The following is a 14,253-nucleotide window of genomic DNA, read 5'->3' on the forward strand; positions in this document are numbered from 1 at the left end:
CCTCCTGATCGGCGACGTGGGCGATCAGCTCCTCGTGAATGCCACGCCCGACGTATGCCAGATCGATCGTGTGCACGTCGCCATCCGCGACGGGGTCGGCTGGCAAGCACAGCGGCTGCGCCACGTCGCGGTGATCGGCCTGGGTCGGGCCTTGCTGTCCCGACTCAACGACGGGATCGGCTGGAAGGCGTTGAGCGTCAACACCGATCGCCCGCTGTTTTGGTTCCTCGGCAATGCCGAGGTCAAGTCCATGGCCGATCTTCGCGGGCGCCGCCTGGCCGTGCACGCCGCCGATAACCCGCCGGGCACATTCGCCCGGATCGTCCTGCGCAAGCACGGCCTAGACCCCGACCGCGACTTGCAGTGCGTGGTGCGGCATCCCGGTGACTACCAGATGGACCTGCGCCGGCTGCGCGACGGTTCGATCGATGCCGCCTACGTGGGCAGCACGCTGTCCCCCGAACAGGTCGCCGCCGAAGAGGGCTTTCACCTGCTGGCCTGGGTCGGCGATCACTTCCAGATCCCCACGGTGGGCGTCGCGGTCGACCCGGTCCACATTCCACCGGATAGCCCCGCGCTGGGGGCCCTCGTCCGGGCCAATCAGCGCGCGCTGCGACTGCTCGCCGAACACCCAAGCCGCGCAGTCGAATACGTCAACTGGTTCCTCGACCGGCTCACGCCGCAAGAAGCGCAACGACACTACGAGCGCTACGTCGGGCCCTACTTCACCCCCGACTACCGGGTGGACCTGCGCGTCGCGCAGCAGTCGATCGACGCGGTCGCACGCGAACTCGGCATTGCCCCGGTCGCGGCAGCCGACTTCTACCGGACCGGCTAGTCACAACGGTCGCGCCGAGCGTGCATTCCTGGCGGCAAATCAGCGAAATCTTCACCGTGAGAACATGTTCGGCGCGCGCAGTTGCCGCGGTCGGACGCCCCGACCGGCGGCTAGGCTGCCAGGTCGTCGGCGCGCCGCGCGGCGGCCGCCCGCTTCCCGCTCCGCCAGCCGCGCACGGCCGCGATCGCGGACTTGAGGCCGCGACGGCGCCCGGTGGCCGGATCGGTGCCCAGGAACCCTGGTTCGAGTTCGTCGAACATCCGCTCGCTGCGGGTCTCCGGGGCGTTGTCGGCGTCGTCACGCAGGTACTTGTTCGGCAGCGAGAGCTTGGCCAGCGTGCGCCACGTCTTGGCGTACTGCAACAGGAAAGAGCCTGTGGTGTAAGGCAAGTCGTACTTGTCGCACACCTGGCGCACCCGCACCGAGATCTCGTGCAACCGGTTGCTCGGCAGGTCGGGATACAGGTGGTGCTCGATCTGGTGGCACAGGTTGCCGCTCATGAAGCGCAGCGCGGGGCCGGCCTCGAAGTTGGCGCTGCCCAGCATCTGACGCAGATACCACTGCCCCTTGGTCTCACCGATCATGTCGGTCTTGGTGAATTTCTCTGCGCCGTCGGGGAAATGGCCGCAGAAGATCACCGCGTTGGCCCACACGTTGCGGATCACGTTGGCAACGGCGTTGGCCTTCAGCGTGGACATGTAGGTGGCTCCGGGCGACAGCGAGGTCAGCGCCGGGAACGCGACGTAGTCCTTGAGCACCTGTCGACCGGCCTTGGCCAAGAACTCGTCGACCCGTTGGCGAGCCTCGTCGTTGTCCATCCGCCGCTTGGCGATCTTGCCGAGCTCCACATGCTGCAGGCCGACTCCCCATTCGAAGAGCAGCGCAAGCAGGGTGTTGTACACCAGGTTGAAGAGGTTGAAGCGCTTCCAGCGCTGGTCGCGGGTTACGCGCAGCAGGCCGTAGCCCACGTCGTCGTCCATCCCGAGGATGTTGGTGTATTTGTGGTGCACGAAGTTGTGGGTGTAGCGCCAGTGCTTGGACGACCCGCTCATGTCCCACTCCCAGGTCGAGGAGTGAATCTCGGGGTCGTTCATCCAGTCCCACTGGCCGTGCATGACGTTGTGGCCGATCTCCATGTTCTCGACGATCTTGGCCACGCCCAGGGTCACCGTCCCCGCCCACCAGGCCGAGCGCCGCGAGCTGGCGGCCAGCAGCAGCCGGCCGGTCACCTCCAGCGCGCGCTGGGCCGCGATGGTGCGGCGGATGTAGCGGGCGTCCCGCTCGCCGCGCGAGTCTTCCACGTCCTGGCGGATGGCATCGAGCTCAACGGCCAGGTTTTCGATGTCGGCGTCCGTCAAATGGGCGAATACGTCGACGTCTGTGATCGCCATCGTCGTCATCTCCCTGCGGTGGTTTGTTCAGTCGTAATCGTGTTCCAGACCTACGCTATCGTAACCTACGAAGCCGTAGGTTACCAGTGAGTAGCCTTTATATGTCGAGCACGCAATCGCCGGAAGCGGCGGACACGCAGGTCTGCACCCTGGTCCCCGGGTCGTGCTCCTGGCCGGTCCGCAGATCGCGGACGTGACCCTCCACCAGGCCGACGACGCACGATTGGCAGATCCCCATGCGGCATCCAAAGGGCATCTGCACGCCGGCGCTCTCCCCCGCATCCATCAACGACGTCGCGGCGTCGGCACCGACGGTGCGCCCGCTGCGGGCGAAGGTGACGGTGCCGCCGGCGCCGCTGGGTGCGGCCTTGGACACCGCGAACCGCTCGAGGTGCAGCTGCTCGCCGATGCCCGCGGCCGACCATGTCCGCTCGGCCTCGGTGAGCATGCCTTCCGGACCGCAGGCCCAGGTCTGGCGTTCGCGCCAGTCCGGCACCTCGCGGTCCAGCACGGAGAGGTCGAGCCTGCCCTGGCTGCGGGTCTCGCGCAGCCGCATCCGATAGCCGGGGTGCTCGTCGGCCAGGGCGGCCAATTCGGCGCGAAACATCACGTCGGATTCGGTGGGCGCCGAGTGCAGGTGGACGATGTCCCCAATCTGGTTGCGGCGCACCAGTGTTCGCAGCATGGACATCACCGGCGTGATCCCGGAGCCCGCGGTGAGGAACAGGATCGATGGCGGCGCGGGGTCGGGCAGCACGAAGTTGCCCTGCGGCGCGGCCAGCCGCACGATGGTGCCCGGCTCGACACCGGCCACCAGGTGCGACGACAGGAATCCCTCGGGCATCGCCTTGACCGTGATCGTCACCGTGCGGGCCGGATCGGCCGCCGAGCGCGGGGTCTTGCCGGCCGGGGCCGAGGTGAGCGAATACGACCGCCAGCGCCAGCGCCCGTCCATCAGCAGTCCGATGCCGATGTACTGGCCCGGCTGGTAGTCGAAGTTGAAGCCCCAGCCCGGCTTGATCACCAGGGTCGCGGAGTCCTCCGTCTCGCGGCGCACCTGCAGGATGCGGCCCCGCAGTTCGCGCGCCGACCACAGCGGATTGGCCAGATGCAGGTAATCGTCGGGCAACAGCGGCGTGGTGATACGCGCGGCGAGCTTGCGCAGCGCATGCCAGCCGGGATGCCGGTCCGCGCCGGCGACAACAGGTCGCTTGGTGTCGACGACGTTGCCCGTGATCGATGGGTTACGTCTGCCCAGGGGAAGCTCCTGCTCACTACGCGGCATCTGACTGACGCTCACATTGTGATCGATTCTGTGTGCTTCACGAAACCTACGGTACCGTAACCTACGGTGTCGTAGCTAGCGCTGCGGCGAGGACTGCCTCACATTCGGCGTCACATCAGCTCCAGCAGAAATGGCAGCTCCTGGTTGGCGTACCAGGCCAGATCGTGGTCCTGGGCGTCGCCGACGATCAGGTCGGCATCCTCGTCGCCCAGGTCGGCGGCGTCGACGGCCTCGATCGCCCGCACCACCGCCGATTCGGCGGCGGCGTTGTCGACGTAGGCGGCGATCACGTGATCGATCGCAACCGGGCCGGCCAGCCTGACCACGGCGTCGTCGAGGTCGGGACGGTACGTGACGCCCTCGACGTCGGCGGCCAGCACGGCTCGGCGCGGCGGCGGCGACTCCGACGGCGCTTCGGCCCCCTGGGCCGCCAGCAGGCGCAGGGAGGCCAGCGCCGCCTCGCGCAGTGCGACGTCGGCGAGCTCGTCGTCGTCGCCCTCGGCGTAGGCCTCCCGCAGGGTCGGCGTCAGCGCGAACGCCGTGCCATTGACCGGCCACAACGAACCGTCGGCGACCAGCTGCTGCAGCATCGGCACCGTGGCCGGGATATAGACAACGGTCATGGGGGCTAGATCAGCGTGGCCGCGTAGTCGGCGACGTACGTCGACAGCTCACGCGGCGGGCGCTGGTAGTTGCCGCTGACGACGGGACGCCCGGGCAGCTTGACCTTGGGCGTCTCGACCTCGCGGTAGGGAATCGTGGACAACAGATGGGCCATCATGTTCAGTCGCGCGTGTTTCTTGATATCGGATTCCACCACGTACCACGGACTCTCCGGGGTGTCGGTGTGCACCATCATCTCGTCCTTGGCGCGTGAATAATCCTCCCATCGGTATACCGATTCCAAATCGATCGGGGACAGCTTCCAGCGCCGGACGGGGTCGTTCAGTCGCGCTTTGAACCGGCGCAACTGCTCGGCCTCCGACACCGAGAACCAGTACTTGCGCAGCAGTATCCCGTCGTCGATGAGCATCTGCTCGAATATCGGCGTCTGCCGCATGAACAACGCGTACTCCTGCGGCGTGCAGAAACCCATGACCTTCTCGATGCCCGCCCGGTTGTACCAGGACCGGTCGAACAGCACGATCTCGCCCTTGGTGGGCAGGTGGGCGATGTAGCGCTGGTAATACCACTGGCCGCGTTCGCGATCCGAGGGCACCGGCAGCGCGGCGATGCGGGCGATCCGTGGGCTGAGGTACTCGGTGATCCGTTTGATGGCACCGCCCTTGCCCGCGGCGTCGCGGCCCTCGAAGAGCACCACCACCCGCGCCCCGGAATAGCGCACCCATTCCTGCAGCTTCACCAATTCCGTTTGCAGCCGGAATAATTCGGCTTCGTAGACCTCGTCGGTGATCTTGCGCACGGGCGGGGAAGCCGACTTCTTCTTGTTCGGCTTCGACGGCGCTCCGTCGCTTTTCGCGGTGCTCACAGCAACGAATGATAGCCCCACGCAGGGGTTTTCACCGCCGACTAGGACCGGGAAGCCTCCAGCAGTTCTTCGAGCGCTTGGTGCAGCAGACCGGGCAGCAGCTCGACATCGCTCATGGCCTCGCGGTCGGCGTTGATTCCGTAGTACAGCTCGCCGTTGTAGGACGTCACCCCGATGGCCAGCGCCTGGTTGTGCAACAGCGGGGGCACCGCGTACGTCTCGAGCAATTTGGTGCCGGCGATGTACATCTGCGACTGGGCGCCGGGCGCGTTGGTGATCAGCAGGTTGAACGTTCGCCTGGAGAAGCTCGGGAAACCGGTCGCCACCCGAATGCCCATGGCGTGCAACGTCGGTGGGGCAAAACCCGACAGCGTGACGATGGTCCGGGCGTCCACCAGATGCGCGGCCGTCGGGTTCGACTCGGTGGCGTGGGCGATCTGCGACAGTCGCACCACGGCGTTGGGCTCGCCCACCGGAAGGTCGACGAGGAAGGGCATCACCTGGCTGATCGCCTGACCGGGGCCGCTGGCGTCGAGGTCGCCGTCGTCATACACCGGCAGCGGCGCCATCGCCCGCACGGTCGCGGTCGGCGACACCGCCACCCCGCGCGACATCAGCCAGTTACCCAGGGCGCCGGCGATCACGGCGAGCACCACGTCGTTGACGTCGCAGTCGTAACGCGCGCGCACGGCGCGGTAGTCCTCGAGGCTGCCGCGGGCGACGGTGAAGCGCCGATGCCGTGACACGGTGGCGTTGAGCGGGCTGCTGGGCGCGGCGCGTCGGGCCGCGGTGCGTACGAAGTCGACGGCCCGGCGACCGGCGTCGAGCAGCTCGGTGTGGCTGGTCACCAGGCCACCGATCATCGAGCCGACGGCCTGCAGCTGGGCGCCCGGGCCGGTGACCCACTCGCTGACCGCGCCCAACATCAGCCGGGTGTCGCCGGGATCGCGCTCCGGTACCCAGATGTCCTCGGGAAACGGTGGCGGGCGTTTCGTCCGGTCGGCGATCACGTGGTTGATCTCCAGCGCGGACATGCCGTTGATCAGCGCCTGATGCGACTTGGTGTACAGGGCCACCCGGTTCTTGGACAGGCCCTCGACCAGGTACATCTCCCAGAGCGGGCGCGACTTGTCCAGCGGCCGCGCGGCCAGGCGCGCGATCAGCTCGTGCAGCTGCTCGTCGCTGCCCGGCGAGGGCAACGCCGAACGCCGGACGTGATAGGTGATGTCGAAGTCGTTGTCGTCGAGCCACACCGGCCGGGCCGTGCCGACCCGCACTTCCCGCACCTTCTGCCGGTAGCGCGGTATCTGCGGCAGCCGCTGCTCGACGGTGGCGAGCAGCGTTTCGTAGCTCAAGCCCGAACGGGGGCGGCGCAGGATCGCCAGCGATCCGACGTACATGGGGGTGGCGGTGTTCTCCAGCCGAAAAAACGATGCGTCCGGCGGGGACAAGCGACTCACCATGCGGCGCTGTCCTCCTGGTCAGTTCGTCGCCCGTGTGCGGGGGCCCCGGGCCCTGGGGGCCCCGTCCCGCCCACGGTAACCGGGCGTCGCCGCGCTAACTCCGCGTGGGTACGCGTGCGGACGAGTTGTGCCATGATGACCACTGACTAACCACTGTCTGCCCCTCTCCAGCAGGCTTGCGGTCCGGCCGAAGACTTGGAGAGTGCGCGTTGAACACCAATCCGGTTGCTAATCCAGCTGACGCTTTCACCGTCATACCAGTCGTCGATTACGAACCGCCGACGCAGGACGTTTCGCACCCTACCCCGCAGTGCCGTCAACCCTCGCGGCCCCTGTTGCGCCGCCGCAGCACCCACGCAGCGCCGCGGCCCTATACCGGCCCGCCCAGCAGGGCGGCCGCATCGGATCGCGACCCGGTCATGTCCGCGCGGCTGCGTCAGGCGGCCGTCTTCGCCGACGCCGCGCTGCGCCGGGTGCTGGAAGTCATCGACCGGCGCCGACCGGCCGTCCAGCTGAATCCGCTGCTGGCCCCGAGCCTGGTGGATTCGGTGGCCGCGGTCGCCCGCTCGGCGGCGGGCCAGGCGGGCGCTCGGCGCGGTGCCGCGGTGCTGCGCCGCATGCGGCTGCAGGCGGCCGGTCACCGGGACCCGGACTCGGCGGCCGAAGTCTTCGGTTCCTATAGCCGCGGCAACCGAATCCATGCCATCGCCTGCCGCGTCGAACAGGTCAGCGCGGCGGGAAGTACCCGGTGGATGGTGGTGGCCCTGCACATCGGCTGACCGGAGGGGCTGACCGGATGGGTTGACCCGGCCGGGGTCAGGCCGGTGCGGCGCCGGCCGGCCGCGGGCCGCCGACGTAGCGGGTGAGCACCGGCCCCACGATCGCCATGATGAACACGTAGGACGTCGCCAGCGCGGCGACCGCGGGCAACGACTTGCCGGCCAAACCGATGATGATCAGCGAGAATTCGCCCCGGGCGATCAGCGCGGTGCCCGCGCGCAGCTGCCCGCGCCGCGCTACCCCGTCGTGCCGGGCCGCGAACACCCCGGTGGCCACCTTGGTCGCCGCGGTCACCACGGCCAGGATCAGCGCCGCCGGAAGCATCGGAACCAACTCGTGCGGGTCCACCGAGAACCCGATGGCCAGGAAGAAGATGGCGGCGAACAGATCCCGCAGCGGGCCCAGCACCTGGCGGGCCCGCTCGGCCGTCTCACCGGTCAGGGTCAGGCCCACCAAAAACGCGCCGACGGCGGCCGAGGCGTGCAGGGACTCGGCCATGGCCGCCACGATCAGGGTGATGCCCAGCACCCGCAGCATGAGCTGTTCGGAGTCCGGGTGCTCCACCAGCCGGTCGACGTGGTGGCCCCACCGGTAGGACGCGGCGAACGCGGCCACCAGGGCGCCCACCGCCACGACCATGCCGCCGACGGCGTGCAGCCACCCGCCGCCGGATGCCAGGACCGCGAACAGCGGAAGGTAGGCGGCCATCGCGAAATCCTCGAGCACCAGCACCGACAGCACGGCCGGCGTCTCCCGGTTGCCGAGCCGGTGCAGGTCCTCGAGCAGCCGCGCGATGACGCCCGACGAGGAGATGTAGGTGACGCCGGCCAGGCACAGGATCGCCACGCCGTCGAGCCCCAGCAGCCAGCCGGCGATCGCGCCGGGCGCGGCGTTGAGAACGATGTCGACGGCCGCCGACGGCAGATGGTGGCGCATGCTGGCAGAGAATTCGGCCGCCGAGAACTCGCAGCCCAGGGTCAGCAGCAGCAACACGACGCCGATGGGCGCGCTGGTCGTGATGAACTGCCCGCCGGCCGCCACCGGCAGGATGCCGCCGTTGCCCAGGGCCAGGCCGGCCAGCAGGTACACCGGGATGGGCGACAACGCGAATCGGCGTGCGGCGGCGCCCAATACGGCCAGGGTGGCCAGGAGGGCGCCGAGTTGGAGCAGCAGCGTCCCCGAAATCTGCACCGGCTCAGCCTTTGTCGATAATCTTCTCGACGCCCGCGATTCCGTCTTCGGTGCCGATGACTATCAGAACGTCTTGGACGTGCAGCATTTCGGAGGGCCCGGGTGAGGCGAGCACCTCCTCGTTACGCACGATCGCCACGATGGATGCCCCGGTGCGGGTGCGCGCCCGGGTGTCGCCCAGCGGGTGATCGACGAACGGGCTGTCGGCCAGGATGTGCACCTGGCCCGTCTCGAGCCCGGGGATCTCGCGGGCCAGCTCGGTGAACCGTTCGGCGATCCGCGGCGCCCCCAGGATCTGGGCCACGGCTTCGGCCTCCTGGTCGCTGAGGTGCAGCAGCGGCCTGGCTTCGTCCGGGTCGTCACGGGCATAGACGACGACGTCGAAATCGCCGCTGCGCCGCGCGATGATGCCGATGCGATCGCCCTTCTGATCGGTGAATTCGTAGCGCAGACCGACCCCGGGGAGCAGCACCTCCTTGACGTCCATACCGTCAATCCTGACAGGTCGCGCGCCGCCGGTGTCGCCGGGCGCGGATCTTTTTGCCGCCCGAAAGTTAGTGCAGCTCGGCCGGTTGGGTGGGGCCACCGCGCGACCGGCGCCCCAGCGGCAGCAGCATCGGCACCTGTCGGCGGTAGTCGCGGTAGTCATCGCCCAGCGCGGCCACCAGGTCGCGCTCTTCGAATTGCGTGGCGATCAGGATGTAGCCCGTCATCACGATGGAGAAGAGCAGATGCCCGGCGGTCATGGTGGGTACCGCCCAGAACGCGATGACGAAGCCGAGCATCAGCGGGTGGCGCACCAGGCGGTAGAAGAACCGGACGCGGAATTCGAGGTTGGTGTAAGGCCTTGCGCGCCAAGCCAAATAGACCTGCCGGAGCCCGAACAGGTCGAAATGGTTGATCATGAACGTCGACGCCAGCGCGATGGCCCAGCCGAGCCAGAACAGCGTCCACAGCGCCAGGCGCCCGGCCGGCAGCTCCACCTTCCAGAGGACGGCCGGCATCGTCCGCCATTGCCAATAGAGCAGCACCAGCACGACGTTGGACAGCATCACGTAGGTGCTGCGCTCTATCGACGGCGGCACCAGCCGCGTCCACCTCGCCTTGAACCCCGGCCGCGCCATGACGCTGTGCTGGAGGCCGAACACGCCGAGCAGGATCATGTTGACCAACACCGCCTGGCCGACGGGCGCCGAGAGCCCGTGATCGACCGTTCGCGGCACCCAGAAGTTGCCCAGGAACGCGACGAGATAGAGGAATACGGCGAGAAAGAGCAGATAAGCGGCGGCGCCGTAGCCGACCGTCAGGTAACGCCTCATTAGCTGATTGTGCGCCTAGTCGACGCCCACACATATAGGGCATGTGCCTCAATTTCAGCCATAGTGCCCTCCATTTGGGGCAAACGCCTCATGTGGCGGCGCACGCGGTGGACCGACGATTACCGGTGACAGGTCAACCTCGAGAAAGTACGGAGACCAGATCATGAGCGAACCGACATGCCCAGCGATCGCGCTGCTGGGTGATCAACCGGAGCGGGTGCCGGACGGCGCACGGATCGACGCCGTGGACGTCAGCCGGCGCGTCAGTGGCCGCCAACTGCTGCACAACATGTCGCTGTCGGTGGAGCCGGGCGAACTGGTCGCCATCGCCGGCGGCAGCGGAGCGGGCAAAACCACTTTGTTGGAGGTCCTCGCCGGGCTGCAACCTCCGTCGACCGGAGAACTTCGCCACGGCGGCGTCGCGCGTCGCGCCGGCGTGGGGGCCGTCGCGAAAGTCGGCTACGTGCCCCAAGACGACATCATCCATCTCGAAATGCCGCTGCGCCGCACCCTGCGTTACGCGGCGCTACTGCGGCTTCCCGGCGACACCACCGCACGGGAAGCGGAACGGATCGTCGACGAGACGCTGCACAGCCTCGACCTGGCCGATCGAGCCGACGTGCCGGTTCGTCAGCTGTCCGGCGGTCAGCGCAAGCGGGCCAGCATCGCGGTGGAGTTGCTGACCCGGCCACGCCTGTTCTTCCTCGACGAACCCACCTCCGGGCTCGATCCCTCGACCGCCGCTGAGGTGATGCGGCTGCTGCGCCGGCTCAGCCAGCGCGGTGTCACCGTCGTCCTCACCACCCACGAACCGGCCGCCATCGACCAGTGCGACCGGGTGGTCTTCCTGGCCCGCGACGGCCATCTGGCCTTCACCGGCAGCCCGGACGCGGCCCGCCGCTATTTCGGCGTGCAAAACCTCACCGAGGTGTACGAGCGCCTGGCGGCCGAACGCGCGCCGCGGACCTGGGCGGAGCGATTCGCGCAGAGCCGCAAGGCACCAGACGCCCGGCCCGGCTTCACTCGTCCGGCAGTCGCCGCCGCGGCGCCTAATGCCAACGGCACGGGCATGATCCGACAATGGTGGCTGCTGACCCGGCGCAACGTCGATGTTCTCGTCCGTAATCGGCTCACCCTGGCGATCCTGCTCGGCTCGCCGGTGCTGGTGACCGCAATGATGGCGACCTTGTTCAAACGGGGTGCCTTCGATCCGGGTGACGCCGCCGGCGTCGGCCCGGCCCAGATCGTGTTCTGGATTGCGTTCGACGGCTTCTTCTTCGGGCTGACCTACGGTCTACTTCAGCTCGTCGGCGAGATGGCCGTCTTCCGGCGCGAGCGCCTGGCCGGGCTCAGCGTGAGCGCCTATGTGGGGTCGAAGGTGACGGCGCTGCTTCCGCTTCTGGCCGGAGTGAGCGCGGTGTTGCTGATAGTGCTGCGCGCGCTTGGTCGGCTCCCCGCGCTCGGGTGGCACGTGTACGCCTTGCTGTTCACCACGATTGTGATCGAAGCGATTTCGGCACTGGCGCTTGGCCTTTTCGCCTCGGCCGCGGTCTCCAACGCCGCGCAGGCGGCCCTTGCCCTGCCGATGCTGTGCTTCCCGCAGGTGCTGTTCGGTGGCGCCATCGTCCCCGTCGACCAGATGGCCACGCCCGGGCGCCTGATGAGCCTCGTGCTGTCCAACCGGCACGCCTTCGATGCGTTGGGCCGCGACCTGCAACTCGACCGTTACACCGCCACGTTGCCCGCCATGTCCGCCTACCGGCAGACCTTTGCGGGCGGCAACGCGGTCAGCCTCATCGCGCTCGCCTCATTCGCCGTCGTCCTCACGCTGGCCACCGCGTGGTTGCTGGACCGGCGATCCCGGCCCGGTGCAGCCACGCGATGACGGCCACGCCGGGCCCGCGGTCCTGCACCGGGACCGCGGGATCGGCTGCCTGTAAGTCCAAGGGGCACAACAAGGTTGAATACGGCACCGGCTCAGGCTTGATGGACGAAGGCGTCGATCGGCTCGTCGTGTCCCCGCAGGTTCAGCGTGCGCCGCGCCAGGTGGGCCGTCATTTCGTCGGCGACCCCACCGGCGATCAACAACTCGCCACCGGAGGCGAGTTGTTGCATCCGGGCCGCGGCGTTGACCGGACGACCGAGTGCGGTGAAATCGACGACGGCCTCGCCGACGTTGCCCACGTACGCGATACCCGCGTGCACGGCGACGCCGACGTCCAGCCAGGGTCCACCCGCAGTGCCGTACCCGACCGCTTCGAGCAGGTCGACGCCCGCCTCGACGGCCCGTTGGCGATAGGTGGGGCCGCTGATGCCTTGCACGAAAAACGCCATCATTTCATCACCGATGAGTTTGTCAATCACCGCGTCATGGCGCAGCAGGGTTTGCGTTGCGGCACAATAGAACCGGTTGAGCACCGCAGCGAAGTCCGCGGCGGCCCTACAGTGTCCCAGCGCCGTGGAGCCGCGAACATCAGCGAACAGCACCGCGATGTCGACCTCGGCTCCGCCTTGCGGCAGTGCATCGCAGCAGCGCATGCACAGGTTGGGATTCTTGCGCGACCGGCGGAAGCCGGCTACGGCGAAGAGCCGACCGACGGGTCCACCGAACGGGTTGTTGCACAGCTTGCATCGCGGCGCCGAGGGCAGGTAGCGAAACGCGTGCCTCGCCCTGACCAGGGAAGCGTGGCCGTCGGTGAGCACCCGGTTCCACAGCGCCGACGACGGCGCCGGTTGCGGTTCCAACGGGACGGCCGCGGCGGCTGGGCCGGTGGCATTGCTGATCATGCGGAAATATTCGCCCAGATTCGCTCACCGGCACATGGGGCATTCGCCCCAAACATCGCAACGGGTCAGTTGGGTGCCCCGCCGGCCAAGCCGTGCCGGGTCGCGTACAGGCTGGCCCCGATCCGGTTCGAGACCCCGATCTTGGCGTAGATGTGTTCGACGTGATTACGAACCGTCTTCTCGGAAATCCACAACGCCGAGGCGATCTCCTTGTTGGAGTGTCCCTGTGCGACATGGAGCAACACCTCGGCCTCGCGCCGGGTCAGCCCCGCCGGCCTGGCGGCTCTGCGCGACGGCCGATGGCCCGCGGCCTGCAACACGGCTTCGACCGCGTCGCCGTCCAGGTGGCCGCGGACCGCTTCGTCTCGCAGTTTCCCGGCCGCGGCGGCTTCGTCGCGCGCATCGCGATACGGACGCGGTTCCATTGAGGAGCAATAGCTTTCGGCGGCAGCGAGCAGCCGGTCGCGAACCGACAGGTCATCACCGCGCAGACCGTTCGGGTAGCCCGAGCCGTCCAGTCGCTCGTGATGGTTCACCGCGACCTCCCGGACCGCCTTCAGTCCGCCGACCCGGGCCAAAATCCTGCCGGTCAGATAGGGATGCAAATGCACCCGCTCGCGTTCGACGTGGGTCAACGCGCCCGGCTTTTCCCACACCCGGTTCGACACCCCGATGCGACCGAGATCGTGAACGTAGCCGGCCCGACGCAAGATATCGATTTCGTCTTGCGCCAGCCCGGCGCATTTCCCTGCGCTCTCGGCCAGCTGCGCGACGGCGCGTGAATGACCAAGAGTGAACGGGCATTTCAGATCCGCGAAGTCACCCATCGCGCACAGCAGCCGGTCCAGCGCGGGACCGCTCAGCGCTTCGCCCGGATCCGGAGCCAAGTCGGCAGCGGTCGACCAGACATCTTCGTGCTCGAGCAGCAGGTCGTCGGCGGCCGCGGTGAACACCGCGACGATATCCGGGTCAAACTGCTTGCCGCTACGGCGGCGAATCTCGGCGATCGCAGCGCTGGCGCCGTAAGCGCGATGGTGCACTTCGGCGATGTCGCAAATCTGCGCCACCCGCATGGCCATCGGTATCTGGTTTCCCGCGGCCCCGGCGGGAAGACCGCTGCCGTCCCATCGCTCGTATGCATAAGGCAGGGCTTGACACACATCGGCGCCCAGGCCGATCTCCTCGGCGAGTAATGCCGCCGAGAGGCAATGGGAGTGCACCAACCCGCCGAGATTCCCGCGTGCGTCCCAGAAAACTTTGGCCGCCAACCGGGCTCGTTTCGGCAACGTCGACCCACGGCCCAGATTGCTCATCAGGAAGCGGCGGTATGGCGCGCCGGACCAGTCGATGTAGTGGCTGTCATGTCGCACCGCGATGTCGTCGCCGAACCACTGCACATACTCGTGCGAGTCGGCGTGACAGCCGATCCACATCACCAGGGCCGTGTAAAAAACCGTCCCGCGCTCGCGCTCGTCGAGTCCGAGCCGCATCGCCAATCGCGAGCCCATCGCCGCCGACCGCAGCATGTGATCCGTCGGCTGCCCGAGCCCGAGGTCGATCGCCACAGATAGCGCGGCCAGGATGTCCGTCCGGGACACGGCTCCGTCGAAGGGCATGGAATTCGCCCCTTTCCCGACCCTCACCGGCGCGGCGTCACTGTAGCCACACACAAGCCGATGCCTGCTAAGCCTAGGGCATTGGCGTTGCTGC

At 67.9% G+C, this 14,253-nt stretch carries 13 protein-coding genes; 3 read left to right on the forward strand and 10 right to left on the reverse strand.

Translation table 11 applies throughout. The annotated features are described in order from the left end of the window. On the forward strand, nt 1–838 hold an 838-nt coding region (locus A5646_RS14060), incomplete at its 5' end, for an ABC transporter substrate-binding protein (protein WP_156765603.1). A 110-nt stretch (nt 839–948) separates the two neighbouring features. On the opposite strand, the gene A5646_RS14065 is transcribed toward A5646_RS14060, so the two are convergent. From A5646_RS14065 to A5646_RS14085, 5 genes are all read right to left on the reverse strand, one after another. Continuing rightward, a complete protein-coding gene (locus tag A5646_RS14065) occupies nt 949–2,229 on the reverse strand; it encodes a fatty acid desaturase (protein WP_066881909.1) in 1,281 nt (426 codons plus the stop codon). Between the two features lie 97 nt (nt 2,230–2,326). Beyond that, complete coding sequence (locus tag A5646_RS14070) at nt 2,327–3,514, reverse strand: ferredoxin reductase (RefSeq protein WP_369806940.1); 1,188 nt, start codon at nt 3,512–3,514, stop codon at nt 2,327–2,329. A gap of 110 nt (nt 3,515–3,624) precedes the next feature. Continuing rightward, complete coding sequence (locus A5646_RS14075; RefSeq protein WP_066868031.1) at nt 3,625–4,137, reverse strand: hypothetical protein; 513 nt, start codon at nt 4,135–4,137, stop codon at nt 3,625–3,627. A 5-nt stretch (nt 4,138–4,142) separates the two neighbouring features. Then, on the reverse strand, nt 4,143–5,003 hold the full coding sequence (gene ppk2 / locus A5646_RS14080) for a polyphosphate kinase 2 (RefSeq protein ID WP_066881900.1): 861 nt from the start codon (nt 5,001–5,003) through the stop codon (nt 4,143–4,145). A gap of 41 nt (nt 5,004–5,044) precedes the next feature. Continuing rightward, nucleotides 5,045–6,466: a wax ester/triacylglycerol synthase family O-acyltransferase gene (locus A5646_RS14085; RefSeq protein ID WP_066868037.1), complete on the reverse strand. Its 1,422-nt coding sequence runs from the start codon at nt 6,464–6,466 to the stop codon at nt 5,045–5,047. Nucleotides 6,467–6,675: 209 nt separating this feature from the next. Here A5646_RS14085 and A5646_RS30420 point away from each other — a divergent pair, with 209 nt between their 5' ends. Beyond that, the gene (locus A5646_RS30420) at nt 6,676–7,245 is read left to right on the forward strand and encodes an Rv3235 family protein (RefSeq protein ID WP_369806941.1); all 570 of its coding nucleotides are present in this window, start codon (nt 6,676–6,678) and stop codon (nt 7,243–7,245) included. A gap of 37 nt (nt 7,246–7,282) precedes the next feature. Here the strand turns inward: A5646_RS30420 and A5646_RS14095 are convergent, their stop codons facing one another. From A5646_RS14095 to mddA, 3 genes are all read right to left on the reverse strand, one after another. Continuing rightward, a complete protein-coding gene (locus tag A5646_RS14095; RefSeq protein WP_066868044.1) occupies nt 7,283–8,437 on the reverse strand; it encodes a cation:proton antiporter in 1,155 nt (384 codons plus the stop codon). Nucleotides 8,438–8,441: 4 nt separating this feature from the next. Continuing rightward, on the reverse strand, nt 8,442–8,924 hold the full coding sequence (locus A5646_RS14100) for a cation:proton antiporter regulatory subunit (RefSeq protein WP_066868047.1): 483 nt from the start codon (nt 8,922–8,924) through the stop codon (nt 8,442–8,444). Between the two features lie 67 nt (nt 8,925–8,991). Next, nucleotides 8,992–9,756, reverse strand: a complete 765-nt coding sequence (gene mddA, locus A5646_RS14105) for a methanethiol S-methyltransferase (RefSeq protein WP_067022147.1) — start codon at nt 9,754–9,756, stop codon at nt 8,992–8,994. Between the two features lie 163 nt (nt 9,757–9,919). On the opposite strand from mddA, the gene A5646_RS14110 reads away from it, so the two are divergent. Further along, nucleotides 9,920–11,641, forward strand: coding sequence for an ATP-binding cassette domain-containing protein (locus A5646_RS14110; protein WP_082984736.1), 1,722 nt, complete (start codon nt 9,920–9,922; stop codon nt 11,639–11,641). A gap of 92 nt (nt 11,642–11,733) precedes the next feature. Here the strand turns inward: A5646_RS14110 and A5646_RS14115 are convergent, their stop codons facing one another. Next, entirely contained in the window at nt 11,734–12,543 is an 810-nt protein-coding gene (locus A5646_RS14115; RefSeq protein ID WP_067022149.1) for an adenylate/guanylate cyclase domain-containing protein, read from the reverse strand. Between the two features lie 65 nt (nt 12,544–12,608). Continuing rightward, nucleotides 12,609–14,159, reverse strand: a complete 1,551-nt coding sequence (locus A5646_RS14120; protein WP_067022150.1) for an HD domain-containing phosphohydrolase — start codon at nt 14,157–14,159, stop codon at nt 12,609–12,611. Nucleotides 14,160–14,253: the final 94 nt, after the last annotated feature.

It is taken from the genome of Mycobacterium sp. 1245499.0 (genome assembly GCF_001673615.1).
GTDB classification, from domain to species: Bacteria; Actinomycetota; Actinomycetes; order Mycobacteriales; family Mycobacteriaceae; genus Mycobacterium; species Mycobacterium europaeum_A.